The sequence below is a fragment of the Scandinavium sp. M-37 genome (assembly GCF_043558715.1).
In the GTDB taxonomy this organism is placed as follows: Bacteria; Pseudomonadota; Gammaproteobacteria; order Enterobacterales; family Enterobacteriaceae; genus Scandinavium; species Scandinavium vulneris_A.
In genome coordinates this window covers 37580-60223 of the sequence record NZ_JBIGIN010000027.1, presented here as the reverse complement: position 1 = coordinate 60223, position 22644 = coordinate 37580, and the positions used below count along the sequence as shown (strand labels likewise).

Annotated in this window: 17 protein-coding genes and 1 tRNA gene; 6 read left to right on the top strand and 12 right to left on the bottom strand. The window is 53.6% G+C overall.

All coding sequences use genetic code 11. The features are described from left to right. The 8 genes from gmd to ACG0Z5_RS17890 all read right to left on the bottom strand — a co-directional run. A partial coding sequence (gene gmd, locus ACG0Z5_RS17925) for a GDP-mannose 4,6-dehydratase (protein WP_394449861.1) occupies positions 1-934 on the bottom strand: 934 nt, incomplete at its 3' end. A gap of 152 nt (positions 935-1086) precedes the next feature. Further along, positions 1087-1854 (bottom strand): colanic acid biosynthesis glycosyltransferase WcaE, encoded by a 768-nt coding sequence (gene wcaE / locus ACG0Z5_RS17920; protein WP_394449859.1) that lies wholly within the window; start codon positions 1852-1854, stop codon positions 1087-1089. Continuing rightward, a complete protein-coding gene (wcaD, locus tag ACG0Z5_RS17915; RefSeq protein ID WP_394449857.1) occupies positions 1854-3086 on the bottom strand; it encodes a putative colanic acid polymerase WcaD in 1233 nt (410 codons plus the stop codon). Before wcaD ends, wcaE begins: the two co-directional genes overlap by 1 nt. After that, on the bottom strand, positions 3061-4278 hold the full coding sequence (gene wcaC / locus ACG0Z5_RS17910) for a colanic acid biosynthesis glycosyltransferase WcaC (RefSeq protein WP_394449855.1): 1218 nt from the start codon (positions 4276-4278) through the stop codon (positions 3061-3063). The genes wcaD and wcaC overlap by 26 nt, the downstream gene beginning before the upstream one ends. A gap of 10 nt (positions 4279-4288) precedes the next feature. Beyond that, complete coding sequence (gene wcaA, locus ACG0Z5_RS17905; protein ID WP_394449853.1) at positions 4289-5128, bottom strand: colanic acid biosynthesis glycosyltransferase WcaA; 840 nt, start codon at positions 5126-5128, stop codon at positions 4289-4291. A 47-nt stretch (positions 5129-5175) separates the two neighbouring features. Continuing rightward, positions 5176-7335, bottom strand: a complete 2160-nt coding sequence (gene wzc, locus ACG0Z5_RS17900; protein WP_394449851.1) for a tyrosine-protein kinase Wzc — start codon at positions 7333-7335, stop codon at positions 5176-5178. A 2-nt stretch (positions 7336-7337) separates the two neighbouring features. Beyond that, positions 7338-7781 carry a low molecular weight protein-tyrosine-phosphatase Wzb gene (wzb, locus tag ACG0Z5_RS17895; RefSeq protein WP_394449849.1) on the bottom strand — a complete coding sequence of 148 codons (444 nt, stop codon included), beginning with the start codon at positions 7779-7781 and terminating at the stop codon, positions 7338-7340. 6 nt (positions 7782-7787) lie between these two features. Continuing rightward, positions 7788-8921, bottom strand: a complete 1134-nt coding sequence (locus ACG0Z5_RS17890) for a polysaccharide export protein (protein WP_394449847.1) — start codon at positions 8919-8921, stop codon at positions 7788-7790. Between the two features lie 847 nt (positions 8922-9768). Here ACG0Z5_RS17890 and ACG0Z5_RS17885 point away from each other — a divergent pair. Beyond that, positions 9769-11223: an AMP nucleosidase gene (locus ACG0Z5_RS17885; RefSeq protein WP_319785976.1), complete on the top strand. Its 1455-nt coding sequence runs from the start codon at positions 9769-9771 to the stop codon at positions 11221-11223. Between the two features lie 17 nt (positions 11224-11240). Continuing rightward, positions 11241-13007, top strand: coding sequence for an aminopeptidase P family protein (locus ACG0Z5_RS17880; RefSeq protein ID WP_394449844.1), 1767 nt, complete (start codon positions 11241-11243; stop codon positions 13005-13007). Positions 13008-13232: 225 nt separating this feature from the next. On the opposite strand, the gene ACG0Z5_RS17875 is transcribed toward ACG0Z5_RS17880, so the two are convergent. The 3 genes from ACG0Z5_RS17875 to ACG0Z5_RS17865 form a co-directional block, all read right to left on the bottom strand. Further along, positions 13233-13308: transfer RNA gene (locus tag ACG0Z5_RS17875), tRNA-Asn, on the bottom strand. A gap of 104 nt (positions 13309-13412) precedes the next feature. Continuing rightward, entirely contained in the window at positions 13413-14801 is a 1389-nt protein-coding gene (locus ACG0Z5_RS17870) for an APC family permease (RefSeq protein WP_394449842.1), read from the bottom strand. A 391-nt stretch (positions 14802-15192) separates the two neighbouring features. Next, positions 15193-16611, bottom strand: a complete 1419-nt coding sequence (locus ACG0Z5_RS17865; RefSeq protein WP_394449840.1) for a glutamine synthetase family protein — start codon at positions 16609-16611, stop codon at positions 15193-15195. Positions 16612-16822: 211 nt separating this feature from the next. Between ACG0Z5_RS17865 and puuD the strand changes: the two genes are divergently transcribed. From puuD to ACG0Z5_RS17845, 4 genes are all read left to right on the top strand, one after another. After that, positions 16823-17587 carry a gamma-glutamyl-gamma-aminobutyrate hydrolase gene (gene puuD, locus ACG0Z5_RS17860; RefSeq protein ID WP_319627935.1) on the top strand — a complete coding sequence of 255 codons (765 nt, stop codon included), beginning with the start codon at positions 16823-16825 and terminating at the stop codon, positions 17585-17587. Between the two features lie 25 nt (positions 17588-17612). Next, entirely contained in the window at positions 17613-18170 is a 558-nt protein-coding gene (gene puuR, locus ACG0Z5_RS17855) for an HTH-type transcriptional regulator PuuR (RefSeq protein ID WP_319627735.1), read from the top strand. 150 nt (positions 18171-18320) lie between these two features. Next, entirely contained in the window at positions 18321-19808 is a 1488-nt protein-coding gene (gene puuC, locus ACG0Z5_RS17850) for an aldehyde dehydrogenase PuuC (protein WP_394449838.1), read from the top strand. A 2-nt stretch (positions 19809-19810) separates the two neighbouring features. Then, on the top strand, positions 19811-21091 hold the full coding sequence (locus tag ACG0Z5_RS17845) for an NAD(P)/FAD-dependent oxidoreductase (RefSeq protein ID WP_394449836.1): 1281 nt from the start codon (positions 19811-19813) through the stop codon (positions 21089-21091). Positions 21092-21163: 72 nt separating this feature from the next. Here ACG0Z5_RS17845 and ACG0Z5_RS17840 read toward each other — a convergent pair whose 3' ends face one another. Then, positions 21164-22588: an EmmdR/YeeO family multidrug/toxin efflux MATE transporter gene (locus tag ACG0Z5_RS17840; RefSeq protein ID WP_394449834.1), complete on the bottom strand. Its 1425-nt coding sequence runs from the start codon at positions 22586-22588 to the stop codon at positions 21164-21166. Between the last annotated feature and the right edge of the window lie 56 nt (positions 22589-22644).

The following is a 22644-nucleotide window of genomic DNA, read 5'->3' as shown; positions in this document are numbered from 1 at the left end:
AGTAGCGCGGGTCAACGGCAATCATCACATCACCTGGCTTCACGCCTGGCGCATCGTGGCCGGTCACGGACACCACGATCCCCTTCTCTTCCACGCCGGTGCCTTCAAAGCGCAGTTTGATACCCAGCTGTGCAGCCGCCATTTCGACGAACTGACGCACGGAATACTGCACGCCGGTCGCAATCACGAAGTCTTCTGGTTTGTCCTGCTGCAGCATCATCCACTGCATTTTCACGTAGTCTTTCGCATGGCCCCAGTCACGCAGGGAGTCCATGTTGCCCAGATACAGGCACTTCTCCAGACCCTGAGCGATGTTAGCGATCGCCCGGGTGATTTTACGGGTCACGAAGGTTTCGCCGCGACGCGGGGATTCGTGGTTAAACAGAATGCCGTTACAGGCAAACATGCCGTAGGATTCACGGTAGTTGACGGTTATCCAGTAGGCGTACAGCTTGGCTACCGCGTACGGAGAACGTGGGTAGAACGGGGTGGTTTCTTTCTGCGGGATTTCCTGCACCAGGCCATACAGCTCAGAGGTAGACGCCTGATAGAAACGGGTTTTCTTTTCGAGGCCGAGGAAACGGATCGCTTCCAGCAGACGCAGGGTGCCCATCGCATCCACGTCGGCGGTGTATTCCGGGGATTCGAAGGAGACGGCTACGTGGCTCATCGCGCCCAGGTTGTACACCTCATCCGGCTGCACTTCCTGCAGAATACGGGTCAGGTTGGAGGAGTCGGTCAGGTCACCGTAGTGCAGGTGGAATTTCGGGTTTGCAGCATGAGGATCCTGATAGATGTGGTCCACACGCTCGGTGTTGAAAGAAGACGCACGACGTTTAATACCGTGAACTTCATACCCTTTTTCCAGCAGTAATTCTGCCAGATAAGAACCATCCTGCCCGGTAACGCCGGTGATGAGTGCGACTTTAGTCATAATGGAATTTCCCTCTGTTAAGCCTGGCTTTTATTTGTAGTTCAGATGTGCCTTCGCCCTCCGGCAAAGAGTATTCATCTGTAATGCAATTTATAAAATTGGATTAATCACTCGCCGCGCGGAGCGATAATAACTGACATCGACAATGTATATTAAGTAACAGCACTCTGTGAATGATTGTATAACTTCTTAGCACGAGAGGTATTTATCACACGCAACCAATAAGACAGGAATACCATCACCTTCGGCAGCTTCATGATATTTAACTGTGCATTTTTCACATCAATACATAGCTGCTTATTATTAACGGTCGACATCCCTCCCATTGCAAACTCAGACACCACACCGTTCAAGTGTTTGAAATTATATCCACACTTAAACATTCTGGCCGTTAGTGCATAATCTGCCGAGATCTTATATTGCAACTCATAGGGATAATTGACTAACCCCGCCCGAGGATAAAATATTGATTGGTGACTCGCCGGTAAACTATGGTAGATATACCAACCAGGCTTTGCTGAACGCATTTTTTTTACGCCATTACCGAAATCCAGAACTGCATCACCAATGTATATCTCTTTTTCCTGCGTCGACTGCACAGCCAGTTGCTGAATAAACGTTGCAATTTCAGAATGAAAACAATCCCCTGAGTTAAGGAATAAAACATACTGACCTGATGCCATCTCGACGCCTTTATTCATGGCATCGTACACTCCGGCATCTCTTTCACTGATATAGCGTAAGTTGTACTTCCCCTCACAACTCTCGAGAAATTCTACGGTACCATCCTGTGAACCTCCATCCACCACAATCCACTCAAAAGCCAGGTCCTGTATTTTTTCCAGATAAGACAGCGACTGCCATGTTTTTTGCAAGCCTGGATTATTTTCCCAGGATACCGTTATTACACTTAACAACATTATAATGCCTCTTGAAATTCACTATGATTAATTGCCTTGCGTAAAATAAAAGGACAAACAACCAGGAATATATATTCAGGACTAAAAATTGAGCCAGTAAAAAGCAGCGACAATGGAACAAACAGATATAGCTGAGTGTAATAGCCATAATTCTTACCAAACTGAGAGAAAAATATCCCACACAATTTAAGTAAAAAACAGCCAGCTATAACGATGCCGAACCATGAAAAATAAATCACTAACAGATATATTCCATTATCAACTGTTTTACCGACACTATCCCCATTCAGGATCCCGAAAGATCTCACGTAATCATATAGCGACCCGAAACGTACAATGCCATTAATCTCGGTCAGCGCATGTTGTACCATGATCAACGGGCCGATAATTCGATAGTATGAAGATGATCCCACTACACCGAGATCTTCAAAACGCTCCGATAGGTATGGGAAAGCAAACGCCACTCCGACAATAAAAATCACCAGAGATATCATTGCCAACGGTAATTTCTTTCTGACGTTTTTTTTAGTGCAATATTTTAACATCCAGTCAACGAATAAAAATACGATAACCACCATTACGCCCGAAAACGATCCTGAGAGGCTCACTCCGCCTAAGACCAGAAGGTCTGCGACTCTTGTTCTGACCGCAAATTGTTTAATGCATAGCCACATTGAGAGAAGCGCTAATGAGAAGAACGCTGGTTCATAGTACAGTGAGGTAGTGCGCATGCCGCCAAAATGGATGAACTTAACAATATAACTGTTACTGTAAATAAGAATTGAGGATATTCTTTCTATTAAGGTGCTTTTTCCGGTTAAGATAATCTCAATCATTTCTAACGCAGCAATAGCAACAGCAATTATAACCATCAGTAAAAAGGCACGAAGCACTTTCCTGTGATTATGAGCAGAAATTTTTTTGAACCTTCCGGCACTAACCAGGGCAATAGTAAGAATCGTATAAACGAAAAGAAGTGTGGAAGTTAAATATTTCCCTGAATTCCAGACTTGACCGAAAACATAGTTATATAGAATTAACCCCACCCCAATCCCTAGCACAATAAAAAACTGCTTTAGATTAATATGCGCGATAAACAGGAATAATAGCACGGGTAAAAACGTGACAATGGTGATTGGGAAGCTTTCGCCGAGCTGGGCGATTTTGACGTTAACCAGCAGGTAGATTAACGGCAGCAGCAGATAGCTACAGATTCTGATAGAACGAGACATATTCCTCCAGCATCTGTTGTCCGCTGTAGGCCTGACGGCTGCGGGTGCGGAACGCGTCAAGCGTGGTGCCGAAAATGGCCTCCGCAATCTGCGCTTTCGGCAGCTGTACCAGCTGCAACACTTCCCCGGCGCTGACGGTGCGACCGCCGGATTTCGCCAGCACTTCCTGCGCCGCCTCGCTTGGGGTGGCGATCACTGGCACGCCGATGGACAGCGCTTCACACAGGATCAGCGGATAGTTATCGACCCGCGAGCTGAACAGCAGCGCATCCAGTTGATTGAGTTCGCTCATCAGCTGGCGCTTGTTGGTCAGGAAGCCGTGGTTGATAACGTTGCTCCCCTCGAACGGGGAGAACTTGCCGAAGGTGTGAACTTCCACTGCATCGCCGAGGGCGATGATGTCGCGCACCAGCTGCTGGTTGGTTTTGCCGTCGTAGCGTAAATCATGCGCCACCACCGCGATTTTCGGCTTGCTGCCGGTGACGCTCATCGGCTGCAGTTCTGCCAGAATGGCTTCGGTCGCCACATCAATACCGTTGTTAATAATCTGGCAGTGCCCTTCCCCGTACAGACGATTAAAGGCGTCGGCTACGTGCTGGCTCGGCGAGATAAACTGGCAGCTCAGGGCAATCATTTCGCGGAACAGCTGGCGCTTACCGTTGACTAACTGGCTCGCGCGGTCAATTTTAACCGGCGGATAGTTGGTCAGCGTCGGGCATTTGCCGCAGCCACTTTTCCACGCGTCGCAACCGTCGAGAAACGCACAACGTCCGGTTACGCTCCAGTGGTCATGCAGCGTCCAGACGAAATTCACGTCGCCCTTGTGCGCTTTCAGCTTGTGGCAAAAATCCACCACCTCTTCCAGATTCAGCCAGTAGCTGTGCAGCACGTGAAAATGCAGCACCACCGGCCCGGCCGTGCGGGTCACGGTGCGGTAGAGATTGTTCAGATTGCCGAACACATCACGATTGAACAGACGGAACAGCGCCAGGTTGGCCATTGAGGTCACACGCGAGGTGTGTTTGATGACGTTCGGGTAGTCGTCATGGCTGACGCTTTTCTTGCCGCCCTTGCCGTAACCGTAGACAAAACGCGATGCCATGCCCTGTTGCAGCGCGCGCTGGTGTAAATCCAGCGCCACGCCTGCCGCCCCGCCTTCTGCGAGACGGACGTTAAATTGCAGAATATTCATTTAATGACCTTTACTCACGCAGGCCATCGACCAGCCGTTTACCGTTACGCACCGACAACAGCGTCAGCATCGTACGCCAGGTCATGCGCTTGTTGCGGATCTGGTACAGCGTGAACAGCTGATACTTTTTGCTCGCGCGGTCGAATTTGTCTTTGTGCTTACGGTAGAAGTGGAAATAGCCGGAGAATTTTTTCGGCGAGGTGGTGATCCGCATTTCACCGTGGTTGATGTGCAGTATTTGCGTCGCTTCTTCCACCTTCCACGGATCGCCATATTCGGTGACCATCCGCAGGAAAATGTCGTAATCCTGTGCCGCCTTCAGCTCGGTATCGAACAGGCACTCTCTAAAGCGCCACGCCCAGCTAAAGACCTGATTACCAATGATGTTGCGCTTGAAGAACAGCTTGCGCGAGAACGGTGATTTCGGGTACAGCGGCAGGCTCGCGGGCTGGGAATAAACTTCACCTTCGCAGACGTAGTCATTGGCATACAGAAACGCGTGCGATGTGAGCTGGTGCTTGTGCTCGAGGAATACCGACAGACGGTTCGGCGTCCATTCATCGTCATCGTCGATGCCGGTGATGAACTGGCCTTTGGCCTGCAAAATCGCCTGATTGCGTACCGCGCACGCCCCGGAGTTGAAGTCGTTGCGCGTATAACGCACGCGGGCGTCATTCAGCCCGTCGACATACTGCTGCAACTGTTCAAAGGAGGAGGAACAGTCGTCGACGATAATCATTTCCCAGTGAGGATAATCCTGGCGCAGCACCGATTTGATGGCGCGAATGGCCAGCTGCTGCCGGTTCCAGGTTGGCATATAAATAGAGATCAAAGCGTGTTGTGTTGTCATGTTCTTCCCAGATGACGGAGTGACCCTCTTCGCTTCCACAGAAAGGGTTAGTTGCTATCAGATTTGTATTCGTAATAGCCGTAATCCTGATATCCCCCAGCCCGACGGCAGCTGTAGTTGAGGATCACGCCTTTGACGTGGATTCCATTCTGTTCAAAGCAGTTGAGGCTGGTCTCCACTTCCCGGAGGGTGTTGACCGCATAACGGGCCACCATTAGCGTAATGCTCGCATAACGACCCACAATCGCTGCGTCGGTGACTGAAAGAATTGGCGGAGTATCGATAATCACCAGGTCATAATTCTGGCTTCCCCATTTCACCAATTCACCGAAGCGTTCACCCATTAATAGCTCCGATGGATTAGGCGGGATCGGACCACTGGGCACGAGATCGACATTCGCTATCGACGTCTGCCTGACACAATCGGCAATCTCTGCTTTGCCCGCCAGCACCTCTGAGAGGCCGTTGTCATTTGTGCTTCCGAACAGTTCGTGGATATAGCTTTTACGCATATCGCAGTCGATCAGCAGCACACGTTTATCTGCCTGACCACTCACCACCGCAAGGTTAGCGCCAACGAAGGTTTTACCGATAGATGGGCTGACACCCGTTATCATTAACACGTTGTTATCCGCCTGCATCATGGCAAAGTGCAGACTGGTTCGAAGGCTGCGCACCGCTTCGATGGCAAGGTCAGTTGGATTCCCCAGAGCAAGCAGTTGCCCCTGCTTGTAGCGTCTTACGCCTTTAACGGTTTTGACCAGATCATGTTTATTCTGCCATTCCGATCGAGGAATACTGGCATACACATTGATGCCGTGGTCTTCCAGCACCTGCGGGCTTTCGATCCCTCTATGAAACAGGGAGCGCAGTAACACGCCGAGGATGGAAAGAATCAGACCCAGAATGATAGCGCCAAGAATGATCAGTGCTTTTTTCGGTTTGAGTGCACCGGGTTGGGTGACGGCCTGGTCCACAATACGCACGTTGCCAACGGTGCTGGCTTCCTGAATTTTCAGCTCCTGCTGTTTATTCAGCAACTGCATGTATACCTGCTGACCAGACTCAACATCGCGGGTCAGGCGCACAATTTCCTGCTGGATTTTCGGCATTGCAGTAATACGTTTGTTGAGTCTGGCCTTCTCTTCTTCCAGCGTTTTGCGCTTTTCCAACAGCGTGCGATAGGCCGGGTGGCGTTTGGTGTAGAGTTTGGACACCTCAGCTTCGCTGAAGGTCAGTTGGTTGAGCTGGGCATCAATGTTGACCAGCGAATCCAGCACCGACTTGGCTTCCAGCGTCATATCCACCGAGTCTTTTTTCTGACGATAGGCGTTGAGTTTATTTTCAGCCGCATCAAGGTGGCTACGCACTTCTGGTAGCTGTCTGGAGAGGAAACGTAAGCTACTGGACGCCTCTTCCGATTTACGGGCCACGTTTTGTGCCAGGTAATTTTGCGTAATGTCGTTGAGGATATTGCGGATCTGGTCTTTGTCTTCCCCGATATACGTCAGACTCAACACCCCGGTGTCTTTGCCGTTTTCCGTCACCGTCAGGTTATTTTTCAGGGCGTTAATCATCCCCGTCGTGGAAAACTTGATGACGGTAAATTCACTGCCTTTCTGGGCATCGAGAACGCTCACCAGTAAGCTCACGCCTGCTTTACTCAGCAGTTTCCCAACGACACCACGGGCGCTGAACCCATCGTCGCTGGTAAACAGATAACTATCTGGACCCAACACTTCAAGCGTAAAGGTTTGATCGTGCATTGCGGCAGGTAGCGTGAAGGTTGCCACAGCCACTTGCTCATTGGCGCGCCCCATCAGACGTTCCCAACCAGCCCCGATAATCGGCAGGGTATTTTTAGTGACTACGATATTCAGATTCAGGTCGTTTACCGTTTTGCCCAGCACCATACGGGACTGGATCAGCTGTATTTCTGCATCTGATGCAGGCGGTTTGCTGTTCAGCGCCAGGTTTAAATCCTGAACCAGCGCGCGGTTGCCGCTTTCCTGTTCAATCTGTACCAGCGCATCGGCGCTGTAGATAGGCGTCGCAAAAAGGGTGTACACCACCGCAGCAAGGGCGAACACTGCGGTTATACCGAGCACCCACCATTTTGCCTCAACCACGGTACCGACCAGGCGGCCAATATCGATTTCATCACTGCCCAATGCGTGTGGGGGCGACTGTTTTGCGTTATATGTCATTGTTATCTCTGCTGTACTTCCAGTGTCTGCGCCCACTGACGGGCAGACTGATCGAGTAAGTGGTAAACCGCTTCAAAAGCGTCGCGACTCTTGCGATAGGGATCGGGGATCTCACGTTCGTTATCCCAGTGACCGAAAAGCATCACCTTGCCGCGCATTTCCGGTGCGATGTCGTACAGCCGGGCAATATGCTGTTTTTCCATCGTCAAAATAAGATCGTATTCGCGGCACATCTTTGCGGAGAGTTGACGGGCGCAGTGCCCGTCCAGGGAAATGTTGTGAATGGCAGCCACGCCTGCGGCGCTGTCGTCTGCCCCTTTACCCACCAACGCTCCTAGCCCTGCTGACTCCACGGTGTGTGACGGAAGATAATTTTTCAGCAGCCGCTCTGCCGTAGGGGAGCGACAAATATTGCCGACGCAGACCACCAGAATTTTGTTGAACATCACGGATTACCAGGTATGGATATCTTTTGCTGCCTCTGTCATGTAGCGAACGCCACTGATGGTCGGCAGCAGTTGAGTAATAAGACGATTCCAGCGGGTAACCGGCGCAGTGGTGACGTACACCACGTCATACGGTTGCAGGGTGAAGTTGGTCGCCATCACCAGCGAAGTGGCATCAGACATATCGAGCTGGTAGATATTGGCAATCTTGCCATTCTTGTCGTCTTTCAGCGGACGAATAACGAAGATACCTTTGGCGTCGGACGACGTCATGTCGATACCCTCGGCCTGGCCCAGCGCTTCGGTCAGCGTCATGCCGCTGAGGTCCATTTTGAGGAAACTTTGTTTCTTCACCTCGCCCATCACGAAGACTTTCAGATCATCGTTACGCGGTACGAACAGGATATCGCCCGGATAGAGCAGATGATTCTGGCTCAGATCGCCGTTTTGCATCAGCGCCTGCAGGGAAATGCGCTGTTTAGCGCCATTGTGAGTCAGCACCACGTTGCGCCAGTCCGCCAATTCAGTCATACCGCCCGCGGCGTTGATAGCATCCAGCACCGTCAGCGGTACATTGGTGATAGCCTGCTGGCCGGACTTATTTACCTGCCCGGAGATGTAAGCTTTTTGCGAGCGAAACGCCGCCACATTCACGTCAACCTGCGGATCGGTGATGTAGGTTGACAGTCGATGGGTGATCACCGTGCGAATTTCAGACAGTGTTTTGCCCACCACCTGCACGCTACCGATGTACGGATAGAAGATAGAACCATCAGGCTGAACCCAGTTACCGGTGTCGCTGGAACTGCGATATTGCCCGGCGGGTGTCGTCAGTTCCGGGTGATCCCAGACCGTAATACTGAGCACATCACCTGCACCGACGCGATACCGATAGTGACTTAAAACCTGATCCAGTCCCGTATTGGGTTGAGCGACCACTGGTCGTGGACGTAACTGTTCAATGAGCTGCGGGGTCAGCGGGTAAACATTTACCATCTGGTCAATATTAAAGTCAGCATCTTGCTGCTTGATGACATTTTTACCGGAGGTAGACATATTACTACCGGGAAGAACCGTGCAAGCGCTCATCAGGATTGCGGACACCAGTATTGGTATCAATTTTAGTTGGGATTTCATCATTGATTATTTATCACGTTGAAAGAGAAATTATTCAGCGCTCGACGTTTTAACTCACGATTTTCGAGCGAATAAAAAATAAATTCTCAATTATTACAAAACACCTCCCTCAATAAATCAACCCATCGTCTAAAGATTAAACCGATCAAGAAAAAGGTTTTACGATATGAACAGGAAATGAAATAAGAGTATGCTACCGCCCTTCGCCATCACCCCAGGCGCATAAGGTCATATCTTATAGAGGGACAAGTCACACCATCGACTTACCCGTTGTTGTGGGAATAGGTTGTTTAGTCAGGAAAATAGCGTACAAAAAACACTGCGTGGAATAATAAAAATCGTAATTCAGTCAGACTACCGCCCAACTTTTAATGTTAAGAGATACCGAACAATTAATGCAGGCGCTATCATCTCACAATGGAAGTATCCTGCCTCGGTTATCTATGATGAATAACATCGACAATAGATCACAAGATACTTAACCACTTAAAAATAAAAAGCGAAAACTCCACAAACAGATGGAAATCCAATCTAAAGCAATCACATTAAATAGCAACAAATACAAATGAAACAAAATGTAAAAATGATTATAAACAGCATCGAAAGGCAGGCATGGCGGTGGGTAAGCATTATTTTCTATAAATCAAAATAGCTTAATTAGCAGATTCCAACCCTATTATTTCTATTTTTCCGTGGCGATAAAATTAATTTATCAAAAGACATCTTTCTCATTTATTTTGGTCCTACTGTGACCCGATACCACCGGCAGATGGCGTATCGCTGGCTTTTTTTTCACATTCCTGTGACATACTATCGGGTAACACCGCAGAGCTGAATGAAGGAGCGAATGATGAATAATAAGGGTGCCGGTCTGACACCGGAACAAGCGCTGAAACAACTCGATGCGCTCTACAATCAATCGGTGACTGCGCTGCGTGAAGCGATAGGCCGTTACATCAACGACAACGTTTTGCCCGATGCCGAACAGCGTGCCAAAGGATTATTTGTCTATCCGTCGCTGTCGGTCTCCTGGGATGGTGAAGCACATAACGCCCTGAAAACCCGCGCCTGGGGCCGTTTTACCCATGCCGGTTGCTACACCACCACCATCACCCAGCCCACGCTATTCAGCCATTACCTGCTGGAGCAGTTGACCTCGCTGTATCAGGATTACGGCGCGCACATTACCGTCGAACTGTCACAGCACGAAATTCCCTATCCTTACGTGATTGATGGCTCCACGCTGACCCTCGATCGCTCAATGAGCGCAGGTCTGACGCGCCATTTCCCGACCACCGATCTGGCACAGATTGGGGATGAAACCGCAGACGGCTTATTCCATCCTACCGAGCTGTATCCGCTGTCGCATTTTGACGCGCGCCGGGTGGACTTCTCTCTCGCCCGCCTGCGCCACTACACCGGCACGCCGGTCGAACATTTCCAGCCGTTCGTGCTGTTCACCAACTACACCCGCTATGTCGACGAGTTCGTGCGCTGGGGTTGCAGCCAGATCCTCGATCCCGATAGCCCGTACATCGCCCTCTCCTGCGCAGGTGGGGTGTGGATCACCGCCGATACCGAAGCGCCAGAAACCGCCGTGTCGGACCTGGCGTGGAAAAAGCACCAGATGCCTGCCTGGCATTTAATTACCAAAGACGGCCAGGGTATTACGCTGATCAACATCGGCGTCGGCCCGGCGAATGCCAAAAATATCTGTGACCATCTGGCGGTGCTGCGCCCGGACGTGTGGCTGATGATTGGTCACTGTGGCGGCCTGCGCGAAAGCCAGACCATCGGCGATTACGTGCTGGCGCATGCCTACCTGCGTGACGATCACGTGCTGGATGCGGTGCTCCCTCCGGACATCCCGATCCCAAGCATCGCCGAAGTGCAGCGCGCCCTGTACGACGCCACCAAGCAGGTGAGCGGCATGCCGGGCGAAGAGGTCAAACACCGTCTGCGCACCGGGACCGTGGTCACGACCGATGACCGTAACTGGGAGCTGCGCTATTCCGCGTCTGCGCTACGTTTTAACCTCAGCCGCGCGGTTGCCATTGATATGGAAAGCGCCACCATTGCCGCCCAGGGCTACCGTTTCCGCGTGCCGTACGGCACCCTGCTGTGCGTCTCCGATAAACCGCTGCACGGTGAAATCAAGCTGCCGGGACAGGCAAACCGGTTCTATGAAGGGGCGATTTCGGAGCATTTACAGATTGGTATTCGCGCCATTGACCTGCTGCGAGCCGAAGGCGATAAGCTGCATTCGCGCAAACTGCGCACCTTCAACGAACCGCCGTTCCGTTAACTTTCAGGATTAACACAATGCAAACCGCATCACCTCTTTCCGCCCTGCGCAGCCATCTGCTGGCGCAGGGGCTTGATGGCATGATTGTGCCGCGGGCCGATGCCTGGCAGAGCGAATACGCCGCGCCGCATGACAACAAATTAGCCTGGCTGACAGGGTTTACCGGCACCGCCGGGGTCGCCCTTGTGCTTCGCGATAACGCCCTGATTTTCGTCGATGGACGTTATCAGGTGCAGGTGCGTAACGAAGTGGATTTGCAGGCATGGGAGATCCATCATCTGCACAACGATCCGCTGGAAAATCACCTCCCCGCCAACAGCCGGATTGGCTTTGATCCCATGCTGATGGTCAACAGCCAGTTCGAATTGCTGAACGCGACCGACTGCGAACTGATCCCGCTGAAAGACGACCCGTTCGTCGCCGTGTGGCACGACAGACCTGCCGCCCCGCAAGGTGCGATCCGCGAGATGCCATTATCCATTGCTGGTGAAAGTAGCGCTGATAAACGCGCCCGCATTGCCGCCGGGCTGGATGCCCGTGGCGTGGATTATCTGGTGATCACCCAGCCGGATAACATCGCCTGGCTGCTGAATGTGCGTGGTTCTGATATCGCCACCAGCCCGGTGCCGCTGTCGTTTGCCCTTCTCAGCCGCACCGGTGAGACGCAGTGGTTTGTCGATACGGCAAAAACGGCGAATTTATCGCAGGAACTGCTGAGCAGCCTGACGCTGTCGCCGATGGAAAGCCTGGTGTCCCGCTGTCAGGAGATAGCGACCGGCAAGCGTATTCTGCTGGATGCCGATAGCGCCCCGGTCGCGCTGCGCTTTGCCGTCGAGCAACACGGCGGGGAAGTGAACTGGGCCGCCGATCCTATCACTCTCATTAAAGCGACCAAGAATAAGGTTGAGCTGGAAGGCTATCGCGACTGTCACAAAAAAGACGGCGCGGCGTGGGTGAATTTCCTGGCCTGGCTGTCGCATGAAGTTCCGGCCCGTCTGGCGGCTGGAAATCCGCTCACGGAGCTGGAAGCGCAGGCCAAACAGCTCGCCTTCCGCGAGCAGCAGGACACCTTTATCGAGCAGAGTTTTGGCACTATTTCCGCCGCGTCAGCCAATGCGGCGATGTGCCACTATCATTCCAGCGAGGCGACCAACGCCGCCATCACCGCCGACAGTTTCTACCTCAATGATTCTGGTGGGCAGTATCACACCGGCACCACCGATGCCACGCGCACCCTGGCGTTTGGTTCGTTAGATCCGCAGCGTAAATTGCACTACACCGCGGTGCTGAAAGGCTTTTTATCGCTGATCACCCTGCAGTTCCCTTCCGGCAGCTTTGGGCATCAACTGGATGCGTTCGCCCGCCGTCATTTGTGGGAGTTGGGGATTGATTTCGATCACGGCACCGGGCATGGCGTCGGGCATCAGTTGCTTATTCACGAAGCGCCGCATCGCATTGCGAAAAAGGTCAACCTGTGGCCGCTGGCGGCGGGCAACATCATGACCATCGAGCCGGGCTATTATCTGGAAGGCGAGTATGGGTTCCGGATTGAAAATCAGGTGGAGATTATTGACGCGATGCCGGGCTTCTGCCGCTTTGCCTCACTGACCATGATCCCGATTGATTTGAGCCAGGTTGAGCTCAACATGCTCACCGACCGCGACAAACAGTGGCTCGACGACTACCACCAGCAGGTGCGCGACACGCTTTCGCCGTTGGTCGACAGCGATGCCCGCCCGTGGCTGTTTGCCGCCACCGCCCCGGTTCGGGTCCAGGTGAGTTAAAACCCCTCGACACGCCCGGCGGCGCACGCTTGCCGGGCCTACTAAGCAACGCAGCAAACGCCAGGGTTCGGTATTCCACCGGACTCAGGCCCTATTAGCTTCAGGCTGATGCACTCGTTGTTGTAGTAGCTGATATCCTCTTCTATGCACCTTTCAGCTCTTCCGTACCGCTGAACTAAAAAGCAAAAAGCCCGCTTAAGTTTCCTTAAGCGGGCTTTTTAAATATGGCTCCTCTGACTGGACTCGAACCAGTGACATACGGATTAACAGTCCGCCGTTCTACCGACTGAACTACAGAGGAATCGTGTGAACGGGGCGCATATTAGCGATGCGCCCTCGCCTTGTCAAAGGCTGTTTTTCACATTTTAAATCGTTTGCCGATTTCTTCTCCAGGCTGAGTAAAAATCACTCCCAGGCCCGTTCCGCTTTCGCGGCATCGAACTGCGGCGGCGGCTTGCGAAAGCGCCCTGTCAGCCAGGCCAGATACAACACTCCGACCGCAGCCCACACCAGACCCAGTGTCAACGAAGTGGCTTCCAGATTGACCCACAGTACCGCGACGGTCGCCGCGCCAATCAGCGGCAGGATCAGATAATGGATTTTATCCTTCCAGGTTTTATTCCGCCCTTCGCGACGCCAGAAGTGGTTGAACACCGACAGATTGACGAAGGTAAACGCCACCAGCGCGCCAAAGTTAATCAATGCCGTGGCGGTCACCAGGTCAAAGAACAGCGCCGACAGCGCAACAACGCCCACCATCAGCACGTTCAGCGCCGGGGTGCGCCATTTCGGATGCACGTAGCCGAAATATTTCTCCGGGAACACGTTGTCACGGCCCATCACATACAGCAGACGTGAGACGCTGGCATGTGACGCCAGGCCAGACGCCAGGGTGTTCACAAAGGTGGTGCAGAGGAAAATCGACTGGAACAGTTTGCCCCCGACGTACAGCGCGATTTCCGGCAGCGCCGCGTCCGGGTTCTTAAAGCGGCTGGTATCCGGGAAGAACAGCTGCATAAAGAACGACGCCAGGATAAAGATGACCCCGCCGTACACCGCCGTCAGGAAAATCGCTTTCGGGATGGTCTTCGCCGCATCCGGGGTTTCTTCCGACAGGGTGGTCACGGCGTCAAAGCCGAGGAACGAGAAGCAGACTATCGTCGCCCCGGTGATGATCGGCACCAGATGCGCGTTTTGGCTGATAAACGGCTGGAGTGACCAGACTGTGCCGACGCCCTCGCCTTTATGTAAGCCTTCTACCACCAGGATAATGAACACCACTATGATGCAAATCTGCACCAGTACGAACAAGGTGTTGAAGTTGGCGACCAGATTCACGCTTTTAAGGTTGGCGGCGGTAAGGATCGCCACAAAGCCGACGACCCAAATCCATGGCGCGACGCCAGGGAACAGCGCGGACAGATAGATTTTCGCCAGCAGGACGTTAATCATCGGCAAGAACAGATAATCCAGCAACGATGACCAGCCGACCATAAACCCGACGTGCGGGTTGATCGCTTTTTGCGCATAGGTGTAGGCGGACCCCGCCTGAGGGAACTGGCGCACCAGTTTGCCGTAGCTGATGGCGGTGAACAACACGCCTGCCAGCGCCAACAGATAGGATGCAGGAACGTGGCCGCTACTGATCCCGGACACAATCCCGAAGGTGTCAAACACCGTCATTGGCGTGAGATAGGCCAGGCCCATCATCACGACCTGCCAGAGTTTTAACGATTTGCGCAGCTGCGGTTTACCCGTCTGCGACTGGAGTTCGAGAGAGGAATTAGTCGCCATGACGAAGCCCCCCCATGCGCGTCCAGGTTTGCGATGATGTCGTCGTTAGTGCAAACCTGCGTAGCCTGGGGGTGCGTCGTGGAGTCAAAGGAGTTAACGTCGGGTTATGACTGTTCGCCGGTCCGTCGTAGTCACTGCGGCAACGGCATTCACCTTCGCCGTGCGGGTATTTGAACATCTGCATCATCTCATTTCCTCGTCATACAATCTGTCGTTTAACTGAAGACCCGTTGCCGCCAGCGCTCCATTACGCGACTCCGGGAAATGGCAGGTTGCCCTGCAAAACGTCCGGCCTGACTCCGCTCAGACCGTATGATGCTGCTTATTCTTTCTTTTTTGCCCGGTTGCCCGGTGGTGCTTACGCTTACCGGGCCGACAAAAAACAGACCGGTCAGGCGTTTTTCAGCATCCACTCAATTTCAGTTTCTGTGATCAGACGCTCAAACTGAATCAACTCGTCATTCTTACAGGCGTGGAATACATGGCTGAAACGTTCTCCCATCAATTCACGCAGACTGTCGTTTTGCGCGAACTCCCACAGCGCATCGCTCTGGCGGATAGGGAACGGCAATCCCTCCTGTTCCAGACCGTTGCCTTCCACTTCTTCCTGTAACGGCAGGTCGTTATCCAGGCCATGCAAAATGCCCGCGAGGATCGACGCCATCACCAGATAGGGGTTGGCATCGGCACCCGCAACGCGGTACTCAACACGGTGATTGTCACGATCGCCACACGGGATGCGCAGCGCAACGGTACGGTTGTTGTGCCCCCATGATGCTTGGGTCGGCACATACATACCTGGCTGGAAACGACGGTAGGAGTTAACGTTCGGCGCTAACAGTGCCATAGATGCTGGCATCAGATCTATCATTCCTGCCAGTGAACGCTTGAGGATGCTCGAATCTTCGCCATCGGCATCGGCCAGCACGTTCTCGCCTTTGCTATTCAGCATACTGATATGAATGTGCATCCCGCTGCCCGCATGTTCCTCATACGGCTTGGCCATAAAGGTGGCGTGCATTTTGTGTTTCTCCGCCACGGTGCGCACCAGACGTTTTAACGCCAGCGCATCGTCGCAGGCATCGAGCACGTTATCGGTATGGTGGAGGTTAATTTCGAACTGACCCGGCGACGCTTCCGCCACCGCGCCATCGGCCGGAATCAACTGCAGACGTGCCAGATCGTCAATGTCAGTCAGGACATCTGCGAAGTGGTTGAGGTTATCAACGGAGTAAACCTGGCTCTGGGTGTTACGGTCATCGGTGCCCGGCGCGCACGGTGGCTGCAGGTAACCTTCATTATCGCGCTGACGGTCAAGTAAATAGAACTCCAGCTCTACCGCTACCACAGGGAACAGGCCGCGCTGGCGCAGTTGCTGCCAGAGTCGGTTCAGCACGTTCCGTGGCTCAACGTCAAAGGGAGCGCCATCTTCATCCAGCATAGTCAGCATCATCTGCCCGATAAACTCCGGGTCAGCTGCCGACGGGGTTAAGGTGCCCAGCACCGGAACACAGCTGCGGTCCGGTTCGCCCAACTCCTGCCCGAGCCCCGCCTCTTCGACAACGTTACCGAGAATGTCCATCGCAAACACCGACGCCGGGAAGTAGCAGCCTTTTTCAATCTTACGCAGGCTGGACACCGGAATACGTTTGCCACGGAAGCAACCGTTCAGGTCGGTCAGCAGGACATCAACATATTGGGTATTGGGATAACGTTCGAGAAAGGTTTTAACTTCGCGTGCAAACGCGCTACTTCGTCTCTCTTCGGAATGCTGAACAAAATTCTCAACTTCTACGATATTGGTTTCCATGATTCACCGCCGTTGCTTTGGATGCCGGTCGCTTTTTTGACCGTTAAATATAATGTCCACTTATCGACAATGGCGCTAACCAAAATGTTTGTCAAATGTTAAATTGAGTTTGCAAAGAGGTTATCGCACTGCTAGATTGAGAAAATATTGAACGGAAATGAGCCATATGGAAGAGTTTGGCAATAATTTAGTCCAGAATGTGAGGTTGATCATGGGCAATATATTTGACAAGCCAGTTATCGGTGTCGTGATGTGCAGGAACAGGCTTAAGGGTCATCAGACCCAAACATTGCAAGAAAAGTACCTGAATGCCGTTTTACATGCCGGCGGTTTGCCGATTGCCTTGCCACATGCGCTGGCAGAGCCGGAACTGCTGAATGCGCTGTTGCCAAGACTGGATGGGATCTTCCTGCCAGGCAGCCCCAGCAATGTGCAGCCGCACCTCTATGGTGAAAACGGCGATGAGCCTGACGCCGATCCCGGGCGTGATGAATTGAGCATGGCGCTGATTACCGCCGGGCTTGAAAGGCGCATCCCCATTTTCGCCATCTGCCGGGGTTTGCAGGAACTTGTTGTCGCCACCGGCGGGACTCTGTATCGTCGCCTGTGCGATCAGCCTCAGTTCCTGGAACATCGTGAAGATCCGGAACTCCCGGTGGAGCAGCAGTACGCACCATCACATGAAGTCCAGGTTCAACAGGGAGGATTGCTTTCAACATTAATACCGGGTTGCAACACGTTTTGGGTGAACTCATTACACGGACAAGGCGCTAAATCGCTCGGCCCGTTGCTGCGCGTGGAAGCCCGCTCGCAGGATGGCCTGGTGGAAGCCGCCAGCGTGCACGATCACCCGTTCGCGCTTGGCGTGCAGTGGCACCCAGAATGGAACAGTAGCGAATACGCCCTGTCGCGTTTGTTGCTTGAAGGTTTTATCACCGCTTGTCAGAACCACCTCGCTGAAAAACAGCGACTCTGACCCCTACAGTTAAGGAAATGCCAATATGAGCGATGACGGCCTGGCGCCGGGTAAACGTTTGTCAGCGATCCGCCAGCAGTTGGGTCTCTCTCAACGTCGTGCCGCCGAACTGTCTGGATTAACGCATAGCGCCATCAGCACCATAGAACAGGACAAAGTCAGTCCTGCCATCAGTACGCTGCAAAAGCTGCTGAAAGTTTATGGGCTGTCGCTCTCCGAGTTCTTCGCGGAACCGGAAAAACCTGATGAGCCGCAGGTGGTTATCAATCAGGACGACCTGATTGAGATCGGCAGTCAGGGGGTTTCAATGAAGTTGGTTCATAACGGAAATCCGAACCGAACACTGGCGATGATCTTCGAGACTTACCAACCCGGTACAACCACCGGGGAGAGGATTAAACACCAGGGGGAGGAAATCGGCACGATACTGGAAGGTGAAGTCATACTGACCATCAACGGCCAGGACTATCACCTCGTTGCAGGGCAAAGTTATGCCATTAACACCGGCATACCGCACAGCTTCAGCAACACCTCGGCAGGCATCTGCCGCATCATCAGTGCCCATACCCCCACCACGTTCTGATTTTCCTGGATTAAATTTGGCCTGAGGTTCTCAGGCCTTTTTAAACGCCGCCTTTTTTACAGGATTAATTTCCTGGGGCGTTTTGCAGCCCGATTTTGCCGTTAGCAGCAGAGAAAGACCGATTATCTTATTGAATTAAAAGGAGTCATCATGGACTTTCAGCATCTGAATTACTGGCAGGAAAAAGCGAAAAATGTCTCGCCTGAAACCCGTTTATTTATTAACGGCGAATATTGCCAGGCGCAGGATAACAGCACCTTTGAAATTATTGACCCGGCCGGACAGCGTCCGCTGGCGCAGGTGGCTCGCGGTAAAAAAGCCGATGTCGACCTCGCCGTGCGCGGTGCTCGTGAGGTGTTTGAACGCGGAGACTGGTCACAGGCATCGCCTGCTAAACGCAAAGCGGTGCTGACTAAGCTGGCGGATTTAATGGAACAGCATCACGAGGAGCTGGCGCTGCTGGAGACACTCGATACCGGCAAGCCTATCCGCCATAGCCTGCGTGATGATATTCCCGGCGCGGCCCGCGCTATTCGCTGGTATGCCGAAGCGATTGATAAGGTGTATGGCGAAGTCGCCACTACCGGCGTGAACGACCTGGCGCTGATTGTCCGGGAACCGATTGGCGTGGTAGCCGCCGTGGTGCCGTGGAACTTCCCGCTGCTGCTGGCGTGCTGGAAGCTCGGCCCGGCCCTCGCCGCGGGCAACAGCGTTGTGCTCAAGCCCTCCGAAAAATCCCCGTTAACCGCCCTTCGTCTGGCACAGCTTGCGAAAGACGCCGGGCTGCCGGACGGCGTGTTTAACGTCATCAGCGGTTTTGGAGATGAAGCGGGTCAGGCGCTGTCACAGCATCCTGACGTGGACGTGATTACCTTCACCGGTTCAACCCGCACCGGTAAACAACTGCTGAAGGACGCGGGCGACAGCAACATGAAACGCGTGTGGCTGGAAGCCGGTGGCAAGAGCGCCAACATCGTGTTCGCCGACTGTCCCGATCTCGAGAAAGCGGCAGCCACCACCGCCGCCGGTATTTTCTACAACCAGGGCCAGGTGTGTATCGCCGGAACCCGTTTGCTGCTGGAAGAGAGCATCGCAGACACCTTTATTGAACTGCTGAAAGCCCAGGCCAAAAACTGGCTGCCGGGCAACCCGCTCGACCCGAAAACCACGATGGGCACGCTAATTGATAACGCCCATGCCGACACAGTGCACAGTTTTATTCGCGATGGCGAAACCCAGGGCACGCTGGCGTTGGATGGCCGTGAGGGCAAGCACCCGGCGGCCATCGGCCCGACCATTTTTGTCGATACCGCCCCGAATGCCCGCGTGGGCCGGGATGAAATCTTCGGCCCGGTGCTGGTCGTCACCCGCTTTAAAAACGAAGCGCAGGCGCTGGAGCTGGCCAACGACAGCGATTATGGCCTCGGGGCCGCCGTGTGGACCAGCGACCTGTCCCGCGCGCACCGCATGAGCCGTCGTCTGAAAGCCGGGTCCGTGTTCGTTAACAACTATAACGATGGCGACATGACCGTGCCGTTTGGCGGGTATAAGCAGAGCGGCAATGGACGCGATAAGTCCCTGCACGCCCTGGAAAAATTTAGTGAATTGAAAACTATCTGGATAGCCCTGGAGCCTTAATCATGACTGAACATACCACCAGCTATTACGCCGCAAGCGCCAATCAGTATGAACCGTTTCCGACGCTGACCGAATCCGTCACCTGTGACGTGTGTATCGTTGGCGGCGGCTACACCGGGCTTTCTTCGGCACTGCATCTTTCGGAAATGGGTTATGACGTGGTGCTGCTGGAGTCCGCCCGAATTGGCTTTGGGGCCAGCGGCCGTAACGGCGGTCAGTTGGTTAACTCCTACAGCCGCGACATCGACGTGATTGAACGCACCTACGGCCCGGATGCAGCCAAAATGCTCGGCAGCATGATGTTTGAAGGCGGAAACATTATTCGCGAGCGCATCAAGCGTTATCAGATTGACTGCGATTATCGTCCGGGCGGCCTGTTCGTGGCGATGAATCACAAACAGCTGGAAACGCTGGAAGAGCAGAAAGCCAACTGGGAACGTTACGGCAATACCCAGCTTGAACTGCTCGATGCCAACGAACTGAAGCGCGAAGTGAACAGCGATCGCTACGTCGGCGCCCTGCTCGATCACAGCGGCGGCCACATTCATCCGCTGAATCTGGCAATTGGCGAGGCCAATGCGATTCGCCTGAACGGGGGGCGTGTGTATGAGCAGTCGCCAGTGACGAAGATTCAGCATTCCAGCCCGGCGGTAGTCAGCACCGCGAAAGGCCAGGTTACGGCGCGGTATGTCATTGTGGCGGGTAACGCCTATCTCGGCGATAAGCTCGAGCCGGAACTGGCAAAACGCAGTATGCCCTGCGGGACCCAGGTGTTAACCACTGAACCGTTGGGGGAAGATGTCGCCCGCTCGCTGATCCCGAAAAATTACTGCGTGGAAGATTGTAACTATCTGCTGGATTATTACCGTCTGACCGGCGATAACCGCCTGCTGTACGGCGGCGGTGTGGTGTACGGCGCGCGCGATCCAGCGGATATTGAGCGTCTGGTGATGCCTAACCTGCTGAAAACCTTCCCGCAACTAAAGGGCGTTAAGATTGATTACAGCTGGACCGGCAACTTCCTGCTGACGTTGTCCCGTATGCCGCAGTTTGGCCGTCTGGATAACAACATTTACTACATGCAGGGCTACAGCGGCCACGGTGTGACCTGTACCCATCTGGCAGGCCGTCTGATTTCCGAACTGCTGCGCGGAGATGCCGAACGCTTCGATGCCTTTGCCAATCTGCCGCACTACCCGTTCCCGGGTGGCCGGACGCTGCGCATTCCGTTTACCGCCATGGGGGCGGCCTACTACAGTCTTCGCGATCGCCTTGGGGTATAAATTTGCTCGAATTCTTTTGAGCAATAATGATGTAACTCGCCCGACGCACAGCGGTTACCCCTGTGCGTTTTTTTATGTGCTTTTCACCCGCGGGTATTTCCACAGCCAGCGGCCGCTGACCATGCGCCAATAGAAGGCCACGCCGCGCACCGCCCAGTCGAGGAACATCCCCAACCACACGCCGACCACGCCCCAGCCCAGCACAATGCCAAGGAAGTAACCGGCAACCACGCGGGCGCCCCACATGCTGAACATCGACACCCACATCGCGAAACGGGCGTCGCGTGCGCCTTTCAGCCCCGCCGGTAAGACCCACGACGCGGCCCAGATAGGCATAAAGGCGGCGTTAAGCCACAGCAGGTGTTTCACCACCTCTTTAACATCTGCCTCGTGGGTATAGAAGGAGGCGAATAGCCCGGCGAACGGTGCGGTGCCCCAGGCGATGGCGGTGAGCACAATCGTCGAAAGCCAGAAAACATGTCGCAGCTGTTTTTCAGCCTGCCCAATCTGACCTTTGCCCAGACGCTTACCGGTAATAATGGTCGAGGCCGATCCCAGGGCGTTGCCCGGCAGGTTGATCAGTGAGGCCACCGAGAAGGCAATAAAGTTACCGGCAATCACATCGGTGCCCATTCCGGCGACGAACATTTGGGTCAGCAGTTTCCCACTGTTAAACAGGACCGATTCGATACTGGCAGGAATGCCGATGCCCATCACTTCCCAGATAATGGCGAAGTTAAGCGGCTTGATATAACTCTTGAGCGGAATACGCAGCGCCGGGTTAAAGCCGACCGCCAGCACCGCAACGATCGCCACCGCGCCAATGTAACGCGAAATCGTCAGGCCCAGCCCCGCGCCAACAAAGCCCATGCCCTGCCAGGAAAAAGCCCCGTAAATCAGGATGCTACTGATAATAATGTTGAGGATGTTCATCCCGCCATTAATCAGCAACGGAATTTTAGTATTCCCCGCCCCGCGCAGCGCCCCGCTGCCAATCAGCGCAATCGCCGCCGCCGGATAGCTCAGCACGGTCAGCTCAAGATAGGTCAGCGCCAGTTCTTTAACATGCGGTGAGGCGGCCCCGGCCACCACTTCGATAATCTCCCGACCAAACAGATGAATGACCACCGCGAGAATAATCGAGAACAAGGTCATGATAACCAAAGACTGACGGGCCGCCGCCCGGGCCTGTTTTCGATTGCGTTTGCCGAGACTGAAGGCCACCACCACGGTAGTCCCGAGATCGATAGCGGCGAAAAACGCCATGATAACCATGTTAAAGCTGTCTGCCAGCCCGACCCCGGCCATCGCATCCGCCCCGAGCCAGCTCACCAAAAAGGTGCTGAGCACGCCCATCAACAGAACGCAGGTGTTTTCCAGAAAGATAGGTACGGCAAGCGGGGTGATTTCACGCCAGAACAGAACACGGTAGGTTTTGCGGTTTTTATACCAGGTTGTGCGAGTGACGGCCTGGCTTACTGCGGCAGAGACGTTCAAAGGGTACCTTAGAGAGAAAGTTGAAACCTCGTTTTAAATGATGAGGGAGAAATGCC